Annotated in this window: 19 protein-coding genes and 1 pseudogene; 18 read left to right on the top strand and 2 right to left on the bottom strand. The window is 73.4% G+C overall.

Going from position 1 to position 20736, the window contains the following annotated elements:
* Positions 1-39: 39 nt before the first annotated feature.
* From ald to ACFWEP_RS10190, 12 genes are all read left to right on the top strand, one after another.
* Complete coding sequence (gene ald / locus ACFWEP_RS10245) at positions 40-1155, top strand: alanine dehydrogenase (RefSeq protein ID WP_387368457.1); 1116 nt, start codon at positions 40-42, stop codon at positions 1153-1155.
* Positions 1156-1535: 380 nt separating this feature from the next.
* Positions 1536-2654, top strand: coding sequence for a ParA family protein (locus ACFWEP_RS10240; protein ID WP_387368443.1), 1119 nt, complete (start codon positions 1536-1538; stop codon positions 2652-2654).
* Positions 2651-3232, top strand: coding sequence for a hypothetical protein (locus ACFWEP_RS10235; RefSeq protein WP_387368455.1), 582 nt, complete (start codon positions 2651-2653; stop codon positions 3230-3232). The genes ACFWEP_RS10240 and ACFWEP_RS10235 overlap by 4 nt, the downstream gene beginning before the upstream one ends.
* A 155-nt stretch (positions 3233-3387) precedes the next feature.
* Positions 3388-4413 carry a segregation and condensation protein A gene (locus ACFWEP_RS10230; RefSeq protein ID WP_387368453.1) on the top strand — a complete coding sequence of 342 codons (1026 nt, stop codon included), beginning with the start codon at positions 3388-3390 and terminating at the stop codon, positions 4411-4413.
* A 191-nt stretch (positions 4414-4604) separates the two neighbouring features.
* Positions 4605-5180: an SMC-Scp complex subunit ScpB gene (scpB, locus tag ACFWEP_RS10225; protein WP_387368451.1), complete on the top strand. Its 576-nt coding sequence runs from the start codon at positions 4605-4607 to the stop codon at positions 5178-5180.
* Entirely contained in the window at positions 5180-6463 is a 1284-nt protein-coding gene (locus ACFWEP_RS10220) for a pseudouridine synthase (protein ID WP_387368441.1), read from the top strand. Before scpB ends, ACFWEP_RS10220 begins: the two co-directional genes overlap by 1 nt.
* 136 nt (positions 6464-6599) lie before the next feature.
* A complete protein-coding gene (pnuC, locus tag ACFWEP_RS10215; protein ID WP_387368439.1) occupies positions 6600-7271 on the top strand; it encodes a nicotinamide riboside transporter PnuC in 672 nt (223 codons plus the stop codon).
* Entirely contained in the window at positions 7268-8347 is a 1080-nt protein-coding gene (locus tag ACFWEP_RS10210) for an AAA family ATPase (RefSeq protein ID WP_387368437.1), read from the top strand. Before pnuC ends, ACFWEP_RS10210 begins: the two co-directional genes overlap by 4 nt.
* On the top strand, positions 8344-9111 hold the full coding sequence (locus tag ACFWEP_RS10205; RefSeq protein ID WP_387368435.1) for an NUDIX domain-containing protein: 768 nt from the start codon (positions 8344-8346) through the stop codon (positions 9109-9111). The genes ACFWEP_RS10210 and ACFWEP_RS10205 overlap by 4 nt, the downstream gene beginning before the upstream one ends.
* On the top strand, positions 9108-10133 hold the full coding sequence (locus ACFWEP_RS10200) for an ADP-ribosylglycohydrolase family protein (protein WP_387368433.1): 1026 nt from the start codon (positions 9108-9110) through the stop codon (positions 10131-10133). Before ACFWEP_RS10205 ends, ACFWEP_RS10200 begins: the two co-directional genes overlap by 4 nt.
* A 3-nt stretch (positions 10134-10136) precedes the next feature.
* Positions 10137-11030: a DNA polymerase beta superfamily protein gene (locus tag ACFWEP_RS10195; RefSeq protein WP_387368431.1), complete on the top strand. Its 894-nt coding sequence runs from the start codon at positions 10137-10139 to the stop codon at positions 11028-11030.
* A gap of 49 nt (positions 11031-11079) precedes the next feature.
* The gene (locus ACFWEP_RS10190; protein ID WP_387368429.1) at positions 11080-11457 is read left to right on the top strand and encodes a hypothetical protein; all 378 of its coding nucleotides are present in this window, start codon (positions 11080-11082) and stop codon (positions 11455-11457) included.
* A 33-nt stretch (positions 11458-11490) separates the two neighbouring features.
* Here the strand turns inward: ACFWEP_RS10190 and ACFWEP_RS10185 are convergent, their stop codons facing one another.
* Positions 11491-12189: a DNA polymerase beta superfamily protein gene (locus ACFWEP_RS10185; RefSeq protein WP_387368427.1), complete on the bottom strand. Its 699-nt coding sequence runs from the start codon at positions 12187-12189 to the stop codon at positions 11491-11493.
* A 144-nt stretch (positions 12190-12333) separates the two neighbouring features.
* Between ACFWEP_RS10185 and ACFWEP_RS10180 the strand changes: the two genes are divergently transcribed.
* Positions 12334-15606 carry a hypothetical protein gene (locus ACFWEP_RS10180; RefSeq protein WP_387368425.1) on the top strand — a complete coding sequence of 1091 codons (3273 nt, stop codon included), beginning with the start codon at positions 12334-12336 and terminating at the stop codon, positions 15604-15606.
* Between the two features lie 22 nt (positions 15607-15628).
* On the opposite strand, the gene ACFWEP_RS10175 is transcribed toward ACFWEP_RS10180, so the two are convergent.
* Entirely contained in the window at positions 15629-16066 is a 438-nt protein-coding gene (locus tag ACFWEP_RS10175; RefSeq protein WP_387368423.1) for a Rieske (2Fe-2S) protein, read from the bottom strand.
* Positions 16067-16339: 273 nt separating this feature from the next.
* Here ACFWEP_RS10175 and ACFWEP_RS10170 point away from each other — a divergent pair.
* The 5 genes and pseudogenes from ACFWEP_RS10170 to der form a co-directional block, all read left to right on the top strand.
* Positions 16340-16532 (top strand): annotated as a pseudogene (locus tag ACFWEP_RS10170) (chorismate mutase); the annotation flags it as partial.
* A complete protein-coding gene (locus ACFWEP_RS10165) occupies positions 16529-17614 on the top strand; it encodes a prephenate dehydrogenase (RefSeq protein WP_387368421.1) in 1086 nt (361 codons plus the stop codon). The pseudogene ACFWEP_RS10170 and the gene ACFWEP_RS10165, both read left to right, overlap by 4 nt.
* Positions 17615-17764: 150 nt before the next feature.
* Positions 17765-18460: a (d)CMP kinase gene (cmk, locus tag ACFWEP_RS10160; RefSeq protein ID WP_387368419.1), complete on the top strand. Its 696-nt coding sequence runs from the start codon at positions 17765-17767 to the stop codon at positions 18458-18460.
* Entirely contained in the window at positions 18457-19125 is a 669-nt protein-coding gene (locus ACFWEP_RS10155) for a lysophospholipid acyltransferase family protein (protein ID WP_387368417.1), read from the top strand. The genes cmk and ACFWEP_RS10155 overlap by 4 nt, the downstream gene beginning before the upstream one ends.
* A 56-nt stretch (positions 19126-19181) precedes the next feature.
* Positions 19182-20654 carry a ribosome biogenesis GTPase Der gene (gene der / locus ACFWEP_RS10150; protein WP_387368415.1) on the top strand — a complete coding sequence of 491 codons (1473 nt, stop codon included), beginning with the start codon at positions 19182-19184 and terminating at the stop codon, positions 20652-20654.
* Positions 20655-20736 lie beyond the last annotated feature (82 nt).

The raw sequence follows: 20736 nt of genomic DNA, 5'->3' as shown, positions 1-20736 counted from the left end.
CTGCCCGGGCGCCCCTCCGAGTCAAGGACCGTGATCGACGTGAAGGTCGGCATCCCCCGCGAAGTCAAGAACAACGAGTTCCGGGTGGCGATCACGCCCGCCGGAGTGCACGAGTTGGTCCGGCACGGCCACGAGGTCGTCGTCGAACGGAGCGCCGGTGCGGGCTCGTCCATCACGGACGAGGAGTACGCCGCCGCCGGCGCGCGCGTCCTGCCCACCGCGGACGAGGTCTGGGCCGCCGCCGACCTGCTGCTCAAGGTCAAGGAGCCGGTCGCCGAGGAGTACCACCGGCTCCGCAAGGGGCAGACTCTCTTCACCTACCTCCACCTCGCGGCCTCCCGCGAGTGCACCGACGCGCTGCTGGAGTCGGGTACCACCGCCATCGCGTACGAGACCGTCGAGACCGCGAACCGCGCGCTGCCGCTGCTCGCCCCCATGTCCGAGGTCGCGGGCCGGCTGGCCCCGCAGGTCGGCGCGTACCACCTGATGCGCTCCGCGGGCGGCCGGGGCGTGCTGCCCGGCGGTGTCCCCGGTACGGCCGCCGCCAGGGCGGTCGTCATCGGCGGTGGCGTCTCCGGCTGGAACGCCACGCAGATCGCGGTGGGGCTCGGCTTCCACGTCACCCTGCTCGACAAGGACGTCAACAAGCTGCGCGAGGCCGACAGGGTCTTCGGTACCCGGGTTCAGACCGTGGTCTCCAACGCCTTCGAACTGGAGAAGGCGGTCGTCGGGGCCGACCTCGTCGTCGGTGCCGTCCTCGTCCCGGGCGCGAAGGCCCCGAAGCTGGTCACCAACGAGCTGGTCGCCAAAATGAAGCCGGGAAGTGTTCTTGTCGACATTGCGATCGACCAGGGCGGCTGCTTCGAGGACTCGCACCCGACCACGCACGCCGAACCGACCTTCACGGTCCACGATTCGGTGTTCTACTGCGTCGCGAACATGCCCGGCGCGGTTCCGAACACCTCCACCTACGCCCTCACCAACGCCACGCTCCCGTACATCGTCGAGCTGGCGAACCGGGGATGGGTCGAGGCGCTGCGCCGGGACGCGGCCCTGGCCAGGGGCCTCAACACCCATGACGGGCAAGTCGTTTACCGTGAAGTCGCCGAGGCGCACGACCTCCCGCACGTCGAGCTGGGCTCGATCGTCGGCTGACGGGGAGGCCTCCTTCCGCCCGCCGTCCCGTCAATCCCGTACCTCCGGCCGGACCTTGTCGCGCAAGGTCCGGCCGGACGTGTGAGGGGGTTCGGGGGCTCACGGGCAACTCGCGCTGAACGCCCTGATTTACCCGATTCATTCCCTCGTGAAATGCGCGCCTCGCTCCCCGCACACCCTTGACAGGAGGGTGTTCGATTGCCGACACATCGGGCCGGGTCCGGCAGATTGTGTTGCTGCGGACCGGTGACACGCCATAGAGTCGCCCATCGTCGGCATGGTGCCACGCTGACCTATCGATAAGTTTCCTGGTCACATCCAAGGAGGTAAGACGACTTGTGAATGAGTCGACATTTACTCCCGGGGGTGGTCAACCAGGGATGCCTGCACGGGGTCAGGGCCCGAACGGGCTCGAAGCTGTCGGCTCCGTCGCGGTCCGCACCTTCGCGACCCACCAGCACATGACGACGCCCCCCCAGATGATGGACGGCCTACACGTGAACGCCATGGCCGGCAACGAGAGTGGCCGCGACACCGCCCACCTCGCCGACTTCGCCGAGATGCCCGAGGGGCACTTCTACGACCCCGACGCCGAGTACGAACCCGATCCGGAGTACGCGGCCACACTCGCCCCCGACGCGGCGCGACAGCGCCGTGAGCGGATCGGCCCGACCGGGCGCCCGTTGCCCTACTTCCCGATCCCGGGACCGCTGACCGAGCACGGTCCCGCCAAGATCATCGCGATGTGCAACCAGAAGGGCGGGGTGGGCAAGACCACCTCGACCATCAACCTGGGTGCCGCGCTCGCCGAGTACGGACGACGTGTCCTGCTCGTCGACTTCGACCCGCAGGGCGCTCTCTCGGTCGGCCTCGGCGTCAACCCGATGGAGCTGGACCTCACCGTCTACAACCTGCTCATGGAGCGGGGCATGGCGGCCGACGAGGTTCTGCTGAAGACGGCGGTCCCCAACATGGACCTGCTGCCCAGCAACATCGACCTGTCCGCCGCCGAGGTGCAGCTCGTCAGCGAGGTGGCCCGCGAGTCGACCCTGCAGCGCGCGCTCAAGCCGCTGATGGCCGACTACGACTACATCGTGATCGACTGTCAGCCCTCGCTGGGCCTGCTCACCGTGAACGCGCTGACGGCCGCACACAAGGTGATCGTGCCGCTGGAGTGCGAGTTCTTCGCACTGCGCGGTGTGGCCCTGCTCACCGAGACCATCGAGAAGGTCCAGGAGCGGCTCAACCCCGAGCTGGAGCTCGACGGCATCCTCGCCACGATGTACGACTCCCGTACGGTGCACAGCCGCGAGGTGCTCGCCCGTGTGGTGGAGGCCTTCGACGACCACGTCTACCACACGGTCATCGGGCGCACGGTGCGCTTCCCGGAGACCACGGTCGCCGGTGAGCCCATCACCACGTACGCCTCCAACTCGGTCGGCGCCGCCGCCTACCGACAGCTCGCCAGGGAGGTGCTCGCCCGGTGTCACGCCGAGTGAGTCTGCCCGGTGCCGACGAACTGTTCCGCACCACCGGGGGGATGGGACTCCAGTCCTCCTCCCCGGCGGAGCGGCGGCGCAAGGCGAACGGCGAGGCACGGGTGCCCGCACCCGCCGGGGAGGGCGACACAGCGCCGTCCGCCCCGGCGGGCGGCGCCCCACCGGAGCGGCAGACAGGGCGCGAGGACCACTCCGCGACCGGCGCCGAGGGGGTCGACCCGCGCGGACGTACGGGCGGTCCCGAGCGTGTGACGGGGCCAAGGACCGGCCCCGGGCCCCAGAGCCGGCCGCCGTCCCAGGAACAGACCGGGGAGCAGCAGCGCGGACGCGGCACCGGGCAGGGCAGGGGTGCCAACCGGCGGCCCAGCGGCCGGGAACGGCACGACGAGAAGATCACGGTCTACGTCTCGGCCGAGGAACTGATGGACCTCGAACACGCCCGGCTGGTCCTGCGCGGCGAGCACGGCCTCGCCGTCGACCGCGGGCGTATCGTCCGCGAAGCGGTCGCCGTCGTCCTGGCCGACCTGGAATCGCGCGGCGACGCGAGCATCCTCGTACGGCGGCTGCGCGGCCGCTGAGCGGTCCGCCGCGGGTAGCCTGCCCGGCAGGGCCGCAAACCCTGCCGCCCGCCCCGCGTGGCCGGCTCCGCTCCCCGCCGGACACCCGGCCCGTGCGCGACGGCACGAGGCGGCCGGTCCGCCGCCCGCCGTACACCTGGACTGGTCACGTGCCGTTGCCCACGCCCGACGACTCCGCCGCCCCGCGCCGCCGCGCCCTCGGACGAGGACCCGGGGCGGCGGAGCCGGCGCAGGCGGAGGCGGCCCCCGCCCCCGCGGAACCTCCCGAGGCGCTGGACGCGCCTCCAGTGCCCCCGGAGCCGTCCGGAGCGCCCGAGGTGCCCGATGCGCCTCGCGGGCCGTCCGGGGGCCCACAGGGGGCGCCGGAGGACGGCAGACGGTTCACCGTGCGGCTGGCGAACTTCGAAGGCCCCTTCGACCTGCTGCTCCAGTTGATCACCCGGCACCGGCTGGACGTGACCGAAGTCGCGCTCTCCAGGGTCACCGACGAGTTCATGGCCCACATCCGCGCGATGGGGGCGGACTGGGACCTCGACCAGACCACCGAGTTCCTGGTGGTCGCCGCGACCCTGCTCGACCTCAAGGCCGCCCGGCTGCTGCCCACCGCCGAGGTCGAGGACGAGGCCGACCTCGCCCTTCTGGAGGCGCGGGACCTGCTCTTCGCGCGGCTGCTGCAGTACCGGGCGTACAAGAGGGTCGCGGACATCTTCAGCGACCGGCTGGACGCCGAGTCGCGGCGCTTCCCCCGCACGGTCGGGCTGGAGCCGCACCACGCGGCGCTGCTGCCGGAGGTCGTCCTCAGCATCGGCCCCGAGGGGTTCGCGCGGCTCGCCGCGAAGGCCATGCAGCCACGGCCCGAGCCGCAGGTCTACGTGGACCACATCCACGCGCCGCTGGTCAGCGTGCGCGAGCAGGCGGGGATCGTGGTCGCACTGCTGCGGCGGTCGGGCGGGGCCAGCTTCCGGGAGCTCACCGAGGACGCGGCCGACACCCTCACGGTGGTGGCGCGCTTCCTCGCGCTCCTCGAGCTGTACCGGGAGAAGGCGGTCGCGCTGGACCAGGAGGAGGCGCTCGGCGAGCTCCTCGTGCGGTGGTGCGGCGAGGAGGGCGCGCAGCCCGTCGTGACCGACGAGTTCGACCAGGAAGTCCAGCCGGATACGGAAGAGGGCGTGGAGACGTGAGCGGAGTCGGCGGGACCGGCGGGACCGGGGGAGTCGGCGGAGTCGCCGCCGGACCGGAGCACGGGGGCGCACCGCGGCACGGCGGGGCGCGGGGCTTCGCGGACGAGCGGGAGCCCGGGTACGACGGGGAGCCCGCCGGGTCCGGGAGCGTGGCGGACCTGGAGCTGAAGCCCGCCCTGGAGGCGGTCCTGATGGTCGTGGACGAGCCGGCCACCGTGGAACACCTCGCCAAGGTCCTCCAGCGGCCCCCGAGGGCCGTGGCACTCGCCCTGCGGGAGCTGGCAGACGAGTACACCGCCCAGCGCCGCGGATTCGATCTGAGGCTCGTGGCGGGCGGCTGGCGGTTCTACACCCGGCCCGCCTACGCGGAGGCGGTGGAGAGCTTCGTCCTGGACGGCCGGCAGGCCCGTCTCACCCAGGCGGCACTGGAGACCCTCGCGGTCGTCGCGTACCGCCAGCCGGTCAGCCGTTCGAGGGTCTCGGCGGTGCGCGGAGTGAACTGCGACGGGGTCATGAGGACCCTCCTCCAGCGTGCTCTGGTCGAGGAGGCGGGGACGGAACCCGAAACAGGTGCGATCCTGTACAGGACGACGAACTACTTTCTGGAGCGTATGGGCCTGCGTGGTCTGGACGAGCTCCCGGAACTCGCTCCCTTCCTCCCGGAAGCGGACGCGATCGAGGCTGAGACGCTAGAGGGTGTGCCGTCGTTCGATCCGGACGCACCGGACACCCCGGATACTCACGCAGACGACAAGACGGAATTTTGATGCGAAGCAGTGGCAGTAACAGCGGAAGCGGCAGCAGCGGCGGCGGCAACCGGAACCCCCGGGGCGGCAGCGGCGGGTCCTTCCGGTCCAACTCCCAGGGCGGTGGCCAGGGCGGCCGCGGCCAGGGCGGTGGCCAGGGTGGCCGCGGCCAGGGCGGTCGCGGACCGGCTCAGGGCGGCCAGGGCGGTCGCGGTCAGGGTGGTCAGGGCGGTCGGGGGCCCGCCCAGGGCGCCCAGGGCCGCGGCGGGCGCGACGACCAGCAGGAGCAGCGTCCGCGCCGCCCCCGCCCGGAGGAGCGCCGTTACGACGTAGGCCCCTCGACCAGCTCGTCGGGTGCCGGCGACAGCGAAGCACGCAAGGGCCGCGGCGCCTCGGCCCGCGGCGGTGCCAAGGGCGGACCGAAGTCCCCGCAGCCCGGCAACGCCCGCGGCGGCTTCCGGCGCGGCCCCTCGGGCCAGGCCAGGCCGCGCGAGCTGGACGCGAAGATCGAGCAGCGCAACCGCGACCGGTACGCCGACAAGCCGGACTTCAAGGTGGTCAGGACCCACCCGGGCGCCGAGCAGGAGGGCGAGCGGCTGCAGAAGATCCTCGCCCGGGCCGGCATGGGCTCGCGACGGGCGTGCGAGGAGCTGATCGAGCAGGCGCGCGTCGAGGTCAACGGCGAGATCGTGCTGGAGCAGGGCAAGCGCGTCGACCCGCAGAAGGACGAGATCAAGGTCGACGGTCTGACCGTCGCGACCCAGTCGTACCTCTTCTTCGCGCTGAACAAGCCGGCCGGCGTCGTCTCCTCGATGGAGGACCCGGACGGCCGCCAGTGCCTCGGCGACTACGTCACCAACCGTGAGACGCGGCTCTTCCACGTCGGCCGGCTGGACACCGAGACCGAGGGCATCATCATGCTCACCAACCACGGTGAGCTCGCCCACCGCCTCACCCACCCGAAGTACGGCGTGAAGAAGACGTACCTCGCCGCGATCCAGGGCCCGCTCCCGCGCGACCTGGGCAAGCGGCTCAAGGACGGCATCCAGCTGGAGGACGGGTACGCCCGCGCCGACCACTTCCGCGTCGTCGAGAACACCGGCAAGAACTACCTGGTCGAGGTGACCCTCCACGAGGGCCGCAAGCACATCGTCCGCCGGATGCTCTCCGAGGCCGGATTCCCGGTCGACCGGCTGGTGCGGACCTCCTTCGGGCCGATCCCGCTGGGTGACCAGAAGTCCGGATGGCTGCGCCGCCTGACCAACACCGAGGTCGGCATGCTGATGCGCGAGGTCGGTCTGTAAGACCCCGGGGAGCCCTTGGGGCCCTCCCGAAGGCCCGCGGCCGGTTCTGTTCGAAGTTTCCGAACAGAACCGGCCGCGGGCCTTTCGCATACCCCAGGACATCTTTATAGTCAGAGTGACCATTAAGGAGGCGGGCATGAGTCTCGCGGATGTCCTCGATCCCCTGCAGGAGCCCCTGTTCACCTGGCTGGACACCCCGGTCAGCTGGACCGAGGTGCTCGGATTCGGCAGCGGGGCGCTCTGCGTCTGGCTCGTGGTGCGCCAGCACCTGGCCAATTGGCCGGTCGGCATCGCCAACAACCTCTTCTTCGTCCTGCTGTTCGCACAGTCCGGCCTCTACGCCGACGCCGGACTCCAGATCGTCTTCATCGCCCTCGCCGCGTACGGCTGGTGGACCTGGACCCACGGGGGTGGACCAGGGGCACCCGTCCTGCCGGTGCGCGGTACGCCGCGCACCGAAGGGGCCTGGCTGCTCGCGGCGGGGGTGGTGGGGACCCTCGCGCTGACCCTCCTGCTCTCCCGGGCCACCGACTCGACCGTGCCGTTCTGGGACGCGCTGACGACCGCGCTCTCCCTGATGGCGACCTATGGGCAGAGCCGCAAGCGGGTCGAGTCCTGGTGGCTGTGGATCGCCGCCGACCTCGTCTACATCCCGCTCTACGCCCACAAGGGCCTGTATCTGACCTCGCTGCTGTACGTCGGCTTCCTCGCGCTCTGCGCGGCCGGGCTGCGCTCCTGGCGGCGCGACCTCGCGGCGGACCCGGAGGTGGCCGGCCCCACGGCCGGGCGCGCGGAGGCGGCGGCGTGAAGAAGTACGCCCACGGGTTGGTGCTCGGCAAGTTCTACCCGCCGCACGCGGGCCACCACCACCTCGTCCGCACCGCCCAGGACCGCTGCGAGCGGCTGACCGTCCTGGTCTGCGCCGCCGGCGTCGAATCGGTGCCGCTCGCCGACCGGGTCGCCTGGATGCGCGAGACGCACCCCGGCGCCACGGTCGTGGGAGCCGTGGACGACATACGCATGGACGTCCACGACCCCGCGGTCTGGGACGCGCACATGGCGGTGTTCACCGCCGCCGTCCCCGAGCGGGTGGACGCCGTCTTCTCCTCGGAGGCGTACGGCGACGAGCTCGCCCGGCGCTTCGGCGCCGAGCCGGTCTGCGTCGACCCGGACCGCACCGTCTTCCCGGTCTCCGGCACGGCGGTCCGCGAGGACCCCGTTGCCTGCTGGGACTTCCTGGAGCCGGCCGTACGGGCCGCGCTGACCCGCCGGGTCGTCGTGCTCGGCGCGGAGTCCACCGGCACCACCACCCTGACGCTCGCCCTGGCCGAGCACTACCGGCGGCGCGGCGGGGTGTGGGCCCGGACGCGCAGCGTGCCGGAGTACGGGCGGGAGTTCAGCGAGCAGAAACTCGCCGCCCTGCGCGCCGACCACCCCGGCGCCCAGTGGGAGGACGTCGTCTTCACCACCGGCGACTTCCCGCTGATCGCCGCCGTCCAGAACGACCGCGAGGAGGCCGCCGCGCGGACCGGTTCGCCGGTGCTCTTCTGCGACACCGACTCCTTCGCCACCACCGTCTGGCACGAGCGGTACGTCGGCGGGCGCAACCCGCGCGTCGAGGCCACCGCGGACCGTGTCGACCACCACCTGTGGCTGCTCACCGACCACGAAGGCCTCCCCTTCGAGGACGACGGGCTGCGTGACGGCGAGGAGCTGCGGCCCTGGATGACGGGCCGTTTCCGCGCCGAACTCACCCGCACCGGAAGACGGTTCGTGGAAGTCACCGGCACCCGCGAAGAGCGGATCGCCACCGCCGTCGCCGCCGTCGACGAACTCCTCGCGACCGGGTGGCACTTCAACCCGCCACTCCCGGAGCGACGATGAACTCCCGTGCGCACGGGGCCGAAGGGGCCCCCGAGGGGTACGACCCGTACGCCTTCACCCCGTTCGCCGTCACCGTCGACCTCGCCGTCTTCACCGTCCGTGAGGGGCGGCTCCACGTGCTGCTGGTGGAACGCGGTGAGGAACCGTACAAGGGGCGTTGGGCGCTCCCCGGCGGTTTCGTCGCCCCCCGCGAGTCCGCCCCGCAGGCCGCCCGCCGCGAACTGGCCGAGGAGACCGGCCTGGACGAGGACACCGTCTGCGAGGTCCACCTCGAACAACTGCGCACCTACACCGAACCGGACCGCGATCCGAGGATGCGGGTCGTCTCCGTCGCGTACGCCGCGCTCCTGCCGGACCTGCCCGAACCGCGCGGCGGCGGCGACGCGGTCAGCGCCCGCTGGTGGGCCTTCGGCGAAGGTGACACCGGGGTGCCCGGGCCGCTCGCCTTCGACCACGACACCATCCTCGCCGACGCCCACGACCGCGTCGGCTCCAAGCTCGAATACACCTGTCTGGCAACGGCGTTCTGCCCCGCCGAGTTCACCCTCGGCGAGCTCCAGCAGGTCTACGAGACCGTCTGGGGCACCGTCCTCGACCGCCCCAACTTCCGGCGCAAGGTCCTCGCCACCTCCGGTTTCGTCGAAGCCGTCGAAGGGCCGCCGCGCCGCACCGGGGGCCGGGGCAAGCCCGCCGCCCTCTACCGGGCGGGCACCGCCACCACCCTGCACCCCCCGCTCCTGCGACCGGAAGGAAGAACCCCATGACCGTCGCCACCGGAACCCGCACCAAACAGGCCGCCACCGGCTCGCTCGTCGGACTCGCCCTCGGCGACGCGCTGGGCTTCCCGACCGAGTTCAACGACGTGCCCGCCATCCTCGCCAAGTGCGGCCCGTGGCGCACGATGGAGCTGTCCCGGCCGGCCTTCGTCACCGACGACACCCAGATGACGCTCGCCCTCGGACGGGGCATCCGCACCGCCATGGACCGGGGTCTGCTCACCGGGTTCCGGCTGGCCCGCCCGGTCCGGGAGGAGTTCGTCGACTGGTACCACTCGCCGGACAACAACCGTGCCCCCGGTCGCACCTGCATGGTTGCCTGCCGGCTCCTCGACAGCGACCGCCCCTGGCAGGAAGCCAGCCAGACAGGTTCCAAGGGGTGCGGCGCCAACATGCGGGTCGCCCCGGTCGGGCTGGTCCCCGGACTCAGCGACGACCAACGCGCCGGCGCCGCCCAGCTCCAGGCCGCCCTGACCCACGGCCACCCCACCGCACTGGCCGCCTCCGACCTGATGGCCCGCGCCGTCCACCTGCTGGCCAGGGGCGCCGAACCCCTCGGCCTCGTCGGACAGCTGCGCAGCTACGCGTACGAGAACCGCAGCCGCTACCACGAGCGCTGGCTCGGCGACCTCTGGCGCCACACCCACGACGCCTCCGCCCAGTCCTACATCCAGCGCGGCTGGGACGAGTGCCTGGACGTCCTGACCCGCGTCCAGGAGGCGCTGCGCCACCCCTCCCCGGAGACCGACCCCTGCGAGACCACCGGGGACGGATGGATCGCCGAGGAGGCCCTCGCGACGGCCCTGCACTGCTTCCTGCTCTTCCCCGAGGAGCCTGTCACCGCGCTCCGCCGCGCCGCCTGCACCCGGGGCGACTCCGACTCGCTGGCCTGCCTCACCGGCGCGCTCGCCGGCGCCCACCTGGGAGCCTCGGCCTGGCCCCAGGAGTGGGCCGAGCGGATCGAGTACCGGAGCGACCTGCTGTCGCTGGGGGCGCTCTGGGATTCTTGAGCCATGAACAGCGCGATCGGTGGGACCGAGGCGGTACCGACCGACGAGGCACGTGCGAAACGGATCAACGCGAGACGGACCTGCACGATACGGACCGGAACGGCGGGGCTCCCGGACGTCGACCTCGGGGCCGTGGTCGACGAGGAGCCGGGGCTCCTCGTCTTCGCCACCGTCTCGGGGGCACATCTGTACGGCTTCCCGTCCCGGGATTCGGACGTGGACCTGCGGGGGATCCACGTCCTGCCCGCCCGTGACCTGGTGGGACTCCGTGAGCCCGAGGAGACCCGGAGCCGGATGTGGGTGCGGGACGGCGTGGAGACGGACCTCGTCACCCACGATCTGCGGAAGTTCGTCCGGCTGATGCTGCGGCCGAACGGATACGTACTGGAGCAGCTCCTCTCCCCGCTGGTGGTGCGGACGAGTCCTCTCCACCAGGACCTCATCGACCTGGCACCCGGGGTGATGACGCGTCATCACGCCGACCACTACCGGGGGTTCGCCCGAACCCAGTGGCGGCTCTTCGAGAAGAACGGCGAACTCAAGCCGCTGCTCTACACCTTCCGCGCCCTGCTGACCGGCGTCCACGCGATGCGTACGGGTGTGATCGAGGCCCATCTGCCGACGTTGCTGGACGTGGTGGAGGCCCCGAAGTGGCTGCCCGCCCTGATCGAGGCGAAGGCTGTCGCCGAGCATGGTGCGGTGGAGGGGCCGGACCGGGACGCGGTGGCCCGCGAGGTTGCGACGCTCGACACCGCCCAGGAGGAAACCCGGCTGGGGGAGCGGCCGGCCGTGTTCGAGGCACTCCACGAACTCGTCGTGCGGGCCCGGCTGGGGGAGCGACCGCAGGTGGTCCGACCCGGGAGCGCACCTGCTCGGCCCGGAAGGCCGGCAGGGTGAGTCCGTCCTCCCGGAAACCGCGTGGCCCGGGGCGCCGTCACCTGACACCATGGGTCCGGTGAAGGACCTGCCGCCCGGGCTGCCGCCCGCCGACTCGCGCAAGTGGCACTCACGGGGTCGGTGGGACCGGTTGGGACATCTGCGCGTGCGCTCCCTGGCGAATCCCGGCTGGCCCCGGGACATGCCGTGGCTGGTCACATGGTTGCGACGCGAGCGGTCGAGTGCCCTCCCCACCGACCACGAGCTCTACGACAAGGCGATCGCCGCAGCTCAAAACTATGCTCGTACCTCCCATCCGTCACAGGCCGCCGAACGTGCGTGGGACCGGTTCCTCGAACCCGTCGACGAGCTGCTGACGCGACGGCAGGCGAGGCACCTCGACGCCGTCCGCAGGGCCCGCGAGGGGCAGGAGCGCCCGAGCCCCTGAGTACGTACCGTCCGTCCTCAGCCGTCGACGCGCTCAGCCGCCGCCCAGCGCAGAGGCCCGCCGGGTCCGGACGAGGAAGTCCTCGACCCGGGCCCGGTCGGGGCGCGCCGGCAACGGGGAACGGCCGAGAGCCTCCTCGCACTCCCCGGCCAGCCGCGCCATCCGGCGCTCCACCTCCGGCCACTCCACCTCGCCCCGCTTCACCGCGAGCAGCTCCTCGCGCCGCTCGCCGACATCGAGGATCAGCGCCCCGGTACGCAGCGTGTCCCTGGCGGACATCAGCAGCCGCAGCAGATGCATGGCGTGCTTCCACCGCGGGGCGCCGTGCGTCCGCTCGTCGGCCTCCAGCTTCCGTCGCTGGCCCGTCGCGTACCGGGTGAAGGTGGTGTACACCTCGCGGGACACGAAGGCGTCCCGCAGCGCGAGGAGTTCGCGGCCGGTGTCGTCGATCCGCTCCACCAAGGGTGAGTGCAAGCACTCCAGGACGTTCGGATCGGCGCGCAGGGCCAGTTCGCAGAAGCGCTCCAGCTCCCAGGAGAACTGCTCCGGCGCAGGGCCGTCCAGATGCGTCGGCGGCTTCTCGAACCGCCAGAACGAGGCGGTCGGGGCGAGGAACACCCCACGCCGGTCGGTGTCGCTCCCCTCGGTGGCCAGCCCGAACGCCCGCGACCCCATCACGCAGGAGTAGACCGTGTGGTCGCGGACGAGGGATTCGGCATCGGGGCTGGTCATGGGCGTGAGGCTACGCGGGGGAGGGCGCGGGGTGCCGCGGATTTTCCTTGTGCCGGTGCCGGGCGGGGTGCGAACATGCACCTCGGCCCAGAGCCGACGCCCCCGAACGCCGTGGACGACGCCCGTCCGCGCAGGGGACGGCAGATGACCGGCGGAGCATCCGTAGAGAAGAAGTCCCCCGTGCCGATCGCCTTCGACCACCTGCCCCACCCGGCCCGGATGCGGGCCATCGCCGTACGCACCCGTTCCCTGGACGAGGCCGGATACCGCGCGGCCCATGCCGAACTGGACTCCGGCACGCCGGACGACCGGGTACTCGCCCTCTTCCTCGCCACCGTCCGCCGCGACGTGGCCACCGTGACCGCGGCCCTCGCCGACCCGCTGCTCCGGCGGCACGCGCTGTCGGCCGCCGTCCGGCTCCCCGTACCCGACCACGCCCTGGAGGAACTGGCCCTCCACGGACCCGCGTCCGTGCGCCGGGACACCTACGGCGTGCTGCGGCACTCCCGGCGGCACGCTCTCGCCGACCGGCTGGCCGGCCGTGTCCACGCCCGCCACGGCGACGAGGACACGGCCCGGCTGCTCGCGGCGTGCACGCCCGTGACGGTCCGTCACTGGCTCGGTAGGCTCGGCCGGGTGCGGCCCGAGATCCTGCACGTGCTGGCCCGTACCGCCCCCGGCGCGCTCGCGGAACATCTCGCCGGCCGCCCGGCCGACGCCGGGACGCGGCGCGAGGGCGGCGGGGCGACCACCATGACGATCGCCCTGCGCGATCCGGCGGCCGGGATGCTGCTGATGGAACGGGCGCCGCACTTGGTCGGCGGACGCGCCGCCATGGCCCTGCTCGCCCGGCCGGCCGAACTCGCCGCGGTTCTGCGGCGCACCGGGACCTCCCGCGTACCGCTGGAGGACCGTCCGCTGCCCCCGCGCACCCGGCGGGCGCTGGGGGCGTGCGACGGCGACGATCTCCTCCTGCTCGCCCGGGTCCTGCACGTCGACGACTTCACCGGGTACCCCGACCGGGGCATCCGCCAGGAGCCCCAGCCCCTGATCGCCCTGCTGCCTTCGGCGGAGCGAAGGCGGGTGGCCGAGGAACGCCTCGGGGCGAGCGGGCAGTTCCTCGGGTTCGCCGGATTCGGAGTGCTCGCCTCGCTGCCCCCGGCCGACCGCGCCCGGACGATCGCCGAGCGGTGGACGCCCCTGCCCCGACGCCTCATGCACCGGTCCCGACTCGCGGCCCTGCTCCCCTTCGAGGAGGCCGAGCCCGCGTTGAAGGAGCTCACCGACGCGCACCGGCCGCTCGACCGGGCCGCTGGATGGCCGGCCCTCCTGGCGTGTGCCGCGCTGCAGGGTGACCCGGTGGAGTACGCCCGCGTCCTGGAGAGCTGCGAACGGGCCTGGCACGACCAGGAGCCCGTGCGCAGGAACGCCCTGCTCGCCGCCGGGAGGGCACCCGTACGCCTCCTGCCCGCAGTGCCGTTCGCCGTACTGCGGGACGCGGCGACGACCACCGCGCAGTCCAGGGACTCGACGCGGGAGACCCTCGCCGCCGCCGAGCACTGGCTCCGCCGGGTACTGGAGGCGGCCGCCCGCCGCCAGGACCCCGCGCGGGCCGCCGCCGTCGCCGGACTGCTGCTGCCGGTTCTCGCCGACGCCCGGTACGACGGCCCCGTACGGCCCCTGGCGCTGACCGGCACCGAGGCCGAGGCCCTGTGGGAAGGGTCCGCCGCCCCGGTGCGCGAGAACCCGGTGATCCTGGCCGCACTGCTGGCGCCCAGCCTGCCCCGACTGGCCGGGCTGGACGCGGAGACCGGGCGGTCGGCGTCGGCGGGAACGGCGCCCGTACGCGAGGCCGCCGCGACGCTGTGGCTGCGCGACCCCGCGACCCGGGAAGAGCGTCTGGCCCGGCTGCTCGCGGCCGACGCCTCCCTCATCGTCGTCCCGCTCGTCTGGCGGACCCTCGCCCGCCGCCGCACCGACCTGCTCGGCGCGGTGCTCGGCGCGGCACCTCCCGCCCACTGGGTGCCCCGCCGGGAAGGGCGCGCCCTGAGCCGGATGCTGCCGGAGCAACGGGCCCTGCTCGACGCCCATCTCGTCCGCGTCGCGGCGGACGACCGGGCGCCCCTGCGGGAGCGGACCGACGCCGCCGCCCTGCTCGGCGACCCCGGTGAGCTGCGGCGGCTCGCGGCGGACGCCCCGCAGCCGGTGGCCGCCGCCGCGCTCGCCGCGCTGGGTGCCCTGGCCGCCGGGCTCGGAGGGGCGGGTGCGCACCCCCGGACCCTGGAGTACCTCTTGGACCGCGCGGCGAGCGGCGGAGTACGCGGCCGGGCGGCGATGACCGGGGCGACGGTGCTGCTCGCCACCGTGCCGGACCGCGAGGCCGTACGGCGGCTGGGCGCGGTCCTCGCGGGGACGAGCGGCTCCGTGGGAAGCCGGAAGGCCGCCGCGCACGGCCTGGCCGCCAGGGACCGCGACCGGCGGGGTGCCGCCTTCGACGCGCTTCTCGCGGGCTGGGACGCGCCCGGGCAGCACCGCGACGTCCGCGCGGCGATGGTGCCGGCCCTCGCCGAACGGGCGGACGACCCGGAGGTGGCCGGGCGACTCGGCGACGGGCTGCGCCTCCCCGCCCTGAGCGAGCGGCTCTTCGCGGCCCGGCCGGTCCGCCCGGAGGCCCGGCGCGCCCGGTGCGAGCTCCTCGCCCGCGCTGCCGCCACCGAGGACACGGCCGTGGCGGTGGAGGCGGCCCGCGCCCTGGCGCACGCCGGGCCGCTGGAGCCGGAGGCCGCCGAGCGGCTCGTGACGGTGGCCGCCGACCCGGAGCGCCCGCGCGGGGTGCGGAGCGCGGTACTGAGGACGCTCGGCCGCCTGGCCAAAGGACCGTCCGGCAGGGCCGCGCTGACGCGGGCGCTCGGCGCGGCCGCCCCGGGGGCCGGCGGGGGCACGGCCGAGCAGCGGGCCGCGCTCGCGGTGCTGCTCGACCTGTCCGGGCCGGTACCGGGCTGGCCCGTGGCCGCGTACGAGGCGCTGGCCGACGCGCTGGAGCGGGCCGGCTTCCCGCACACCGCCTCCCGGACCGCTCTGGAGGCCGCGACCGCGGCCCTGGCCGAGGGGGACGCCTCGATGGGGCGCTGGGAGCGGTGGCTCGTCCTGGCCGGGGACCGTCCGGGGTGCCTGGACGCCGTACGGGTCCAGCGACCGGGGCCCTTGCCCGAGGAGGCCGTCGACGCGGTGGTCGCGGGCCTCCTGGCGGAGGGATCGGCCACGGGCGGCCTCGCCGCGGTCCGGCTGGTGACCCAGGCGGCGGACCGCGGCGTCCCCTCCGAGCGCTGGGCCACCCGGCTCCGCGAGCTGACGGCCCACAGCCGTCCCGAAGTGGTGGAGGCGGCTCTCGTGGCGCAGCTCCGACCGCAGGGGTGAGCCGGGCGGCCAGGCCTGTCGCTCAGGCCGTCCGGACGGCCCCGCCGCTGACCGTGATCTTCTCGGCCGGCAGCGGGCGGGGCGCCGGTCCGGCCTCCACGGCCGCGTCGGTGATGCTGTACCTGCTGCCGTGGCAGGGACAGTTGATCGTTCCGTCGCTGACGGACGACACCAGGCAGCTCGCATGGGTGCACACGGCCGAGAACGCCCTGAACTCGCCCTCCTTCGGCTGCGTCACCACGATCTTCTGTTCCGCGAAGACCTTCCCGCCGCCCACCGGGATGTCCGAGGTCCTGGCCAGTTCCGTACCGGCGTCGGGCGCCGAGGCCGTCGACGCGGGCGATGCCGCGGGGGAGCTCTCCGTGTCCCCGTCCCCGCCGCCGGACGACCCGCACCCCGTCACCAGCGCAGCCGCGCCCCCGGCTCCGGCCGCCAGGACCGCCCTCCGCCGTACGCCCATGGTCCGCTCCCTCACCCGGACGGCCACCGCCGGAAACCGCCCGGCGCGCCACCCGTGTACTCGTTTCCCGCCGGACACGAAGCCGTCCCGGCACCACGCATCGTGGCGGCGCAGGCGCCCCGGGCGAAGCAACCGGGCGGTGGATGCCGCCACCCGGGTGGCGGACCGGGACGGCCCCGGCCCACCCCGTACCGCCGTGCCCCGCGTCTCACGGAGAGGAACACCCGTCCCGCCCGCCGGACGTTCCCTCTAGTGTGGACACCCCGCAACGGCTTCCCCGCGGCCGCCGCGCGCCGCGGGCTCGGTATCGTCGATGTCCCGCTGATCCGCGCCCGGGACCCGACGTCGGGGAGGCCGTGCCCCGGGTGGTCCGGACACTCGCCCCCATCGAGACCGCCCCCGGGCGCGGATCCAGCACGTCTGCCCCGGCGCCACCGCCGCCCTCCGCAAGGACATCGCCCAGTGAGAACCGCGCTCGTCATCGGTACCGGACTGGTCGGCACCTCCGCCGCCCTCGCCCTGGCCGGCCGTGGCATCCACGTCCACCTCGCCGACCACGACCCCGCGTCGGCCCGCACCGCCGCGGCGCTCGGGGCCGGTACCGAGGAGCCGCCCGAGGGTCCTGTGGACCTCGCCGTCGTCGCCGTACCGCCCGCGCACACCGCGTCGGTGCTGGCCGGCGCCATGCGCGACGGCGTCGCCCGGGGCTACCTCGACGTGGCGAGCGTCAAGGGCGGCCCCCGCCGCGAGCTGGAGGCGCTGGGGGTCGACCTGACCCCGTACATCGGTACGCACCCGATGGCCGGCAAGGAGCGCTCCGGGCCCCTCGCCGCCACCGGGGACCTCTTCGAGGGCCGCCCCTGGGTCCTCACCCCCACCCGGGACACCGACACCGAGGTGCTCAACCTCGCGCTGGAGCTGGTCGCGGTCTGCAAGGCCGTCCCCGTGGTCATGGACGCCGACGCGCACGACCGGGCCGTCGCCCTCGTCTCGCACACCCCGCAGCTGATCTCCTCGATGGTCGCCGCCCGGCTGGAGGAGGCCGACGAGACCGCCGTACGCCTGTGCGGGCAGGGCATCCGCGACGTCACCCGGATCGCCGCCTCCGACCCCCGGATGTGGGTGGAGATCCTCTCCGCCAACCCCGGACCCGTCGCCGACGTGCTCGCCGGTATCGCCACCGACCTCGACGAGACGGTACGGGCCCTGCGGAGCCTCCAGTCCGCCGACGAGGAGAAGCGCCGCGCGGGTACGGAGGGCATCGAGGACGTCCTGCGGCGCGGCAACGCCGGCCGCGTCCGGGTCCCCGGCAAGCACGGCGCGGGCCCCGCCTCGTACGAGATCGTCGCCGTCCTCATCAGCGACCGCCCCGGCGAGCTGGCCCGGATCTTCGCGGACGCCGGACGGGCCGGGGTGAACATCGAGGACGTCCGGATCGAGCACGCCACCGGCCAGCAGGCGGGCCTGGTCCAGCTCATGGTCGAGCCCAGCGCCGCCGCCGCGCTCGGCTCCGCCCTCACCGAGCGCGGCTGGTCGCTCCGGCCCTGAAACACCGCCCGGTACGGGGTCCGGGCACCCCGCCCCGTACCGGGTGCGTCCGAACGGGGTACAGGTGTGTCCCCGGTACTCGGTAACCTTGGCCCAGGCCGTTCGTCGGCCTGCCTCGTCCCCGCCCGTCCCGCCCCGTGTACCAGGAAGGTGCCCACCGCCGTGGAAACCGCAAGCTCCGCAGTGATCGTCGCCATCGACGGCCCCTCCGGCACCGGCAAGTCGAGCACCTCCAAGGCCGTCGCCGCCAAGCTCGGCCTGAGCTACCTGGACACCGGAGCCCAGTACCGGGCGATCACTTGGTGGATGCTGACCAACGACGTCGACATCACCGACGCGTCGGCCGTCGCGAACGCCGCGGCCAAGCCCGCGATCGTCTCCGGCACCGACCCGTCCGCCCCGACGATCACCGTCGACGGCGAGGACGCCTCCGGGCCGATCCGCACCCAGGAGGTCACCGCGGGCGTCAGCGCCGTCAGCGCGGTCCCCGAGGTGCGCGCCCTGATCACGGAGCTCCAGCGCTCCATCGCCGCGGGCGCGGGAGCGGGCATCGTCGTGGAAGGCCGGGACATCGGCACCACCGTGCTGCCCGACGCCGACCTCAAGGTCTTCCTCACCGCTTCGGCGGAGGCCCGCGCGGCCCGCCGCAGCGGGGAGCTGAAGGGCGCGGACGTCGCCGCCACCAAGGAAGCCCTGATCAAGCGGGACGCGGCCGACTCCGGCCGCAAGACCTCCCCGCTCGCCAAGGCCGACGACGCCGTCGAGGTCGACACCACCGAGCTGACCCTGGAGCAGGTCATCGAGTGCGTCGTCACCCTCGTCGAGGAGAAGCGGGCCGCGAAGTGACGGATGCCACTTCCGCGCCCTCCGCGCGCGGAGCGGCCGTCGGGCGCGGCATCGGCATCGGGCTGATGTACGGGCTGTGGAAGCCCCGGGTCCTGGGTGCCTGGCGGGTTCCGGCCGCCGGACCCGTCATACTCGCGGTGAACCACTCGCACAACATCGACGGACCGATGCTGATGGGTACCGCGCCCCGGCCGGTGCACTTCCTGATCAAGAAAGAGGCGTTCGTCGGCCCCCTCGACCCGTTCCTGCGCGGAATCGGGCAGCTGAAGGTGGACCGTACGGCCGCCGACCGCACCGCCATCACCCAGGCGCTCGGCGTACTGGCGCAGGGCGGGGCGCTCGGGATCTTTCCCGAGGGCACGCGGGGCGAGGGCGACTTCGCCTCACTGCGGGCCGGACTCGCGTACTTCGCCCTGCGCGGCGCGGCGCCGATCGTGCCCGTGGCGGTCCTGGGAAGCACGGAGGCCCGGGGACGGTTGATATCCGTGTTGCCTCCGCTGCGCAGCCGGGTGGACGTGGTCTTCGGCGACGCGTTCGACGCGGGCGACGGCAGCGGGCGCCGGACCCGCAAGGCCCTGGACGAGGCCACCGTGCGGATCCAGCGAAAGCTGGCCGCGCACCTGGAAGACGCCAGGCGCCTCACCGGGCGTCCGGTCAAGACCTGAGTAGTGAGCCGCGTCACCGCGGCCCATCGATGATGACGTACAGAGGAACGGACTTCATGAACGACCAGATTCACTCCGACGGCTCGGACCACGAGCACGGAGCACTTGGCGACGCCGAGTACGCGGAGTTCATGGAGCTCGCCGCGCAGGAAGGCTTCGACGCCGAGGAGATCGAGGGCGCCCTCGACGAGGCCGGAGCGGGCCCGCTGCCCGTCCTCGCCGTCGTCGGCCGCCCCAACGTCGGCAAGTCGACGCTGGTGAACCGCATCATCGGCCGCCGCGAGGCCGTCGTCCAGGACAAGCCCGGCGTCACCCGTGACCGCGTCACGTACGAGGCCGAGTGGGCCGGACGCCGCTTCAAGGTCGTCGACACCGGCGGCTGGGAGCAGGACGTGCTGGGGCTGGACGCCTCCGTCGCCGCCCAGGCGGAGTACGCCATCGAGACCGCCGACGCGGTCGTCTTCGTGGTCGACTCCACGGTCGGCGCCACCGACACCGACGAGGCCGTCGTCAAACTGCTGCGCCGGGCCGGCAAGCCCGTGGTGCTCTGCGCCAACAAGGTCGACGGCCAGAGCGGCGAGGCCGACGCCACCGCCCTCTGGTCCCTCGGTCTCGGCGAGCCCCACCCGGTCTCCTCGCTGCACGGCCGCGGCACCGGCGACATGCTGGACGCCGTCCTCGAAGCCCTGCCCGACGCCCCGGCGCAGCGGTTCGGCGGCACCCCGCTCGGCGGCCCGCGCCGCATCGCGCTCATCGGCCGCCCGAACGTCGGCAAGTCCTCGCTGCTGAACAAGGTCGCCGGCGAGGACCGCGTCGTCGTCAACGAGCTCGCGGGCACCACCCGGGACCCGGTCGACGAGCTGATCACCCTCGGCGGCATCACCTGGAAGTTCATCGACACGGCCGGTATCCGCCGCCGCGTCCACCTCCAGGAAGGCGCGGACTACTACGCCTCGCTGCGTACCGCCGCCGCGCTGGAGAAGGCCGAGGTCGCCGTCATCCTGATCGACTCCAGCGAGTCCATCAGCGTCCAGGACCAGCGCATCGTCACGATGGCCGTGGACGCCGGACGCGCGATCGTCGTCGCGTTCAACAAGTGGGACACCCTCGACGAGGAGCGCCGTTACTACCTGGAGCGCGAGATCGAGACGGAGCTCGCGCAGATCGCCTGGGCGCCCCGTGTCAACGTCTCCGCGATGACCGGCCGGCACATGGAGAGGCTGGTACCGGCGATCGAGACGGCCATCGAGGGCTGGGAGACCCGCATCCCCACCGGCCGGCTGAACGCCTTCCTCGGCGAGATCGTCGCCGCCCACCCGCACCCGGTCCGGGGCGGAAAGCAGCCCCGCATCCTCTTCGGCACCCAGGCGGGTACCAAGCCGCCGCGGTTCGTCCTCTTCGCCTCCGGCTTCCTGGAGCACGGCTACCGCCGCTTCGTGGAGCGCCGTCTGCGTGAGGAGTTCGGCTTCGAGGGCACCCCGATCCACATGTCGGTGCGGGTCCGCGAGAAGCGCGGCCGCAACAAGTAACCCGCCGGCCGGTGCGTGAACCACCGGTACACGACGGAGCCCCGGACGCTCCCCCCTCGTCGGGGAGGGAAGCGTCCGGGGC

Source organism: Streptomyces sp. NPDC060198, from assembly GCF_042728415.1.
In the GTDB taxonomy this organism is placed as follows: Bacteria; Actinomycetota; Actinomycetes; order Streptomycetales; family Streptomycetaceae; genus Streptomyces.
This window is presented reverse-complemented; position numbering and strand designations above follow the sequence as displayed.

Bases quoted from the DNA above. Each gene is read 5' to 3' on its own strand.
- ACFWEP_RS10240 (WP_387368443.1), top strand. From the start codon at position 1,536: ATGCCTGCACGGGGTCAGGGCCCGAACGGGCTCGAAGCTGTCGGCTCC.
- scpB (WP_387368451.1), top strand. From the start codon at position 4,605: ATGGTCGTGGACGAGCCGGCCACCGTGGAACACCTCGCCAAGGTCCTC.
- ACFWEP_RS10220 (WP_387368441.1), top strand. From the start codon at position 5,180: ATGCGAAGCAGTGGCAGTAACAGCGGAAGCGGCAGCAGCGGCGGCGGC.
- pnuC (WP_387368439.1), top strand. From the start codon at position 6,600: ATGAGTCTCGCGGATGTCCTCGATCCCCTGCAGGAGCCCCTGTTCACC.
- ACFWEP_RS10205 (WP_387368435.1), top strand. From the start codon at position 8,344: ATGAACTCCCGTGCGCACGGGGCCGAAGGGGCCCCCGAGGGGTACGAC.
- ACFWEP_RS10200 (WP_387368433.1), top strand. From the start codon at position 9,108: ATGACCGTCGCCACCGGAACCCGCACCAAACAGGCCGCCACCGGCTCG.
- ACFWEP_RS10195 (WP_387368431.1), top strand. From the start codon at position 10,137: ATGAACAGCGCGATCGGTGGGACCGAGGCGGTACCGACCGACGAGGCA.
- ACFWEP_RS10190 (WP_387368429.1), top strand. From the start codon at position 11,080: ATGGGTCCGGTGAAGGACCTGCCGCCCGGGCTGCCGCCCGCCGACTCG.
- ACFWEP_RS10185 (WP_387368427.1), bottom strand. From the start codon at position 12,189: ATGACCAGCCCCGATGCCGAATCCCTCGTCCGCGACCACACGGTCTAC.
- ACFWEP_RS10180 (WP_387368425.1), top strand. From the start codon at position 12,334: ATGACCGGCGGAGCATCCGTAGAGAAGAAGTCCCCCGTGCCGATCGCC.
- ACFWEP_RS10175 (WP_387368423.1), bottom strand. From the start codon at position 16,066: ATGGGCGTACGGCGGAGGGCGGTCCTGGCGGCCGGAGCCGGGGGCGCG.
- der (WP_387368415.1), top strand. From the start codon at position 19,182: ATGAACGACCAGATTCACTCCGACGGCTCGGACCACGAGCACGGAGCA.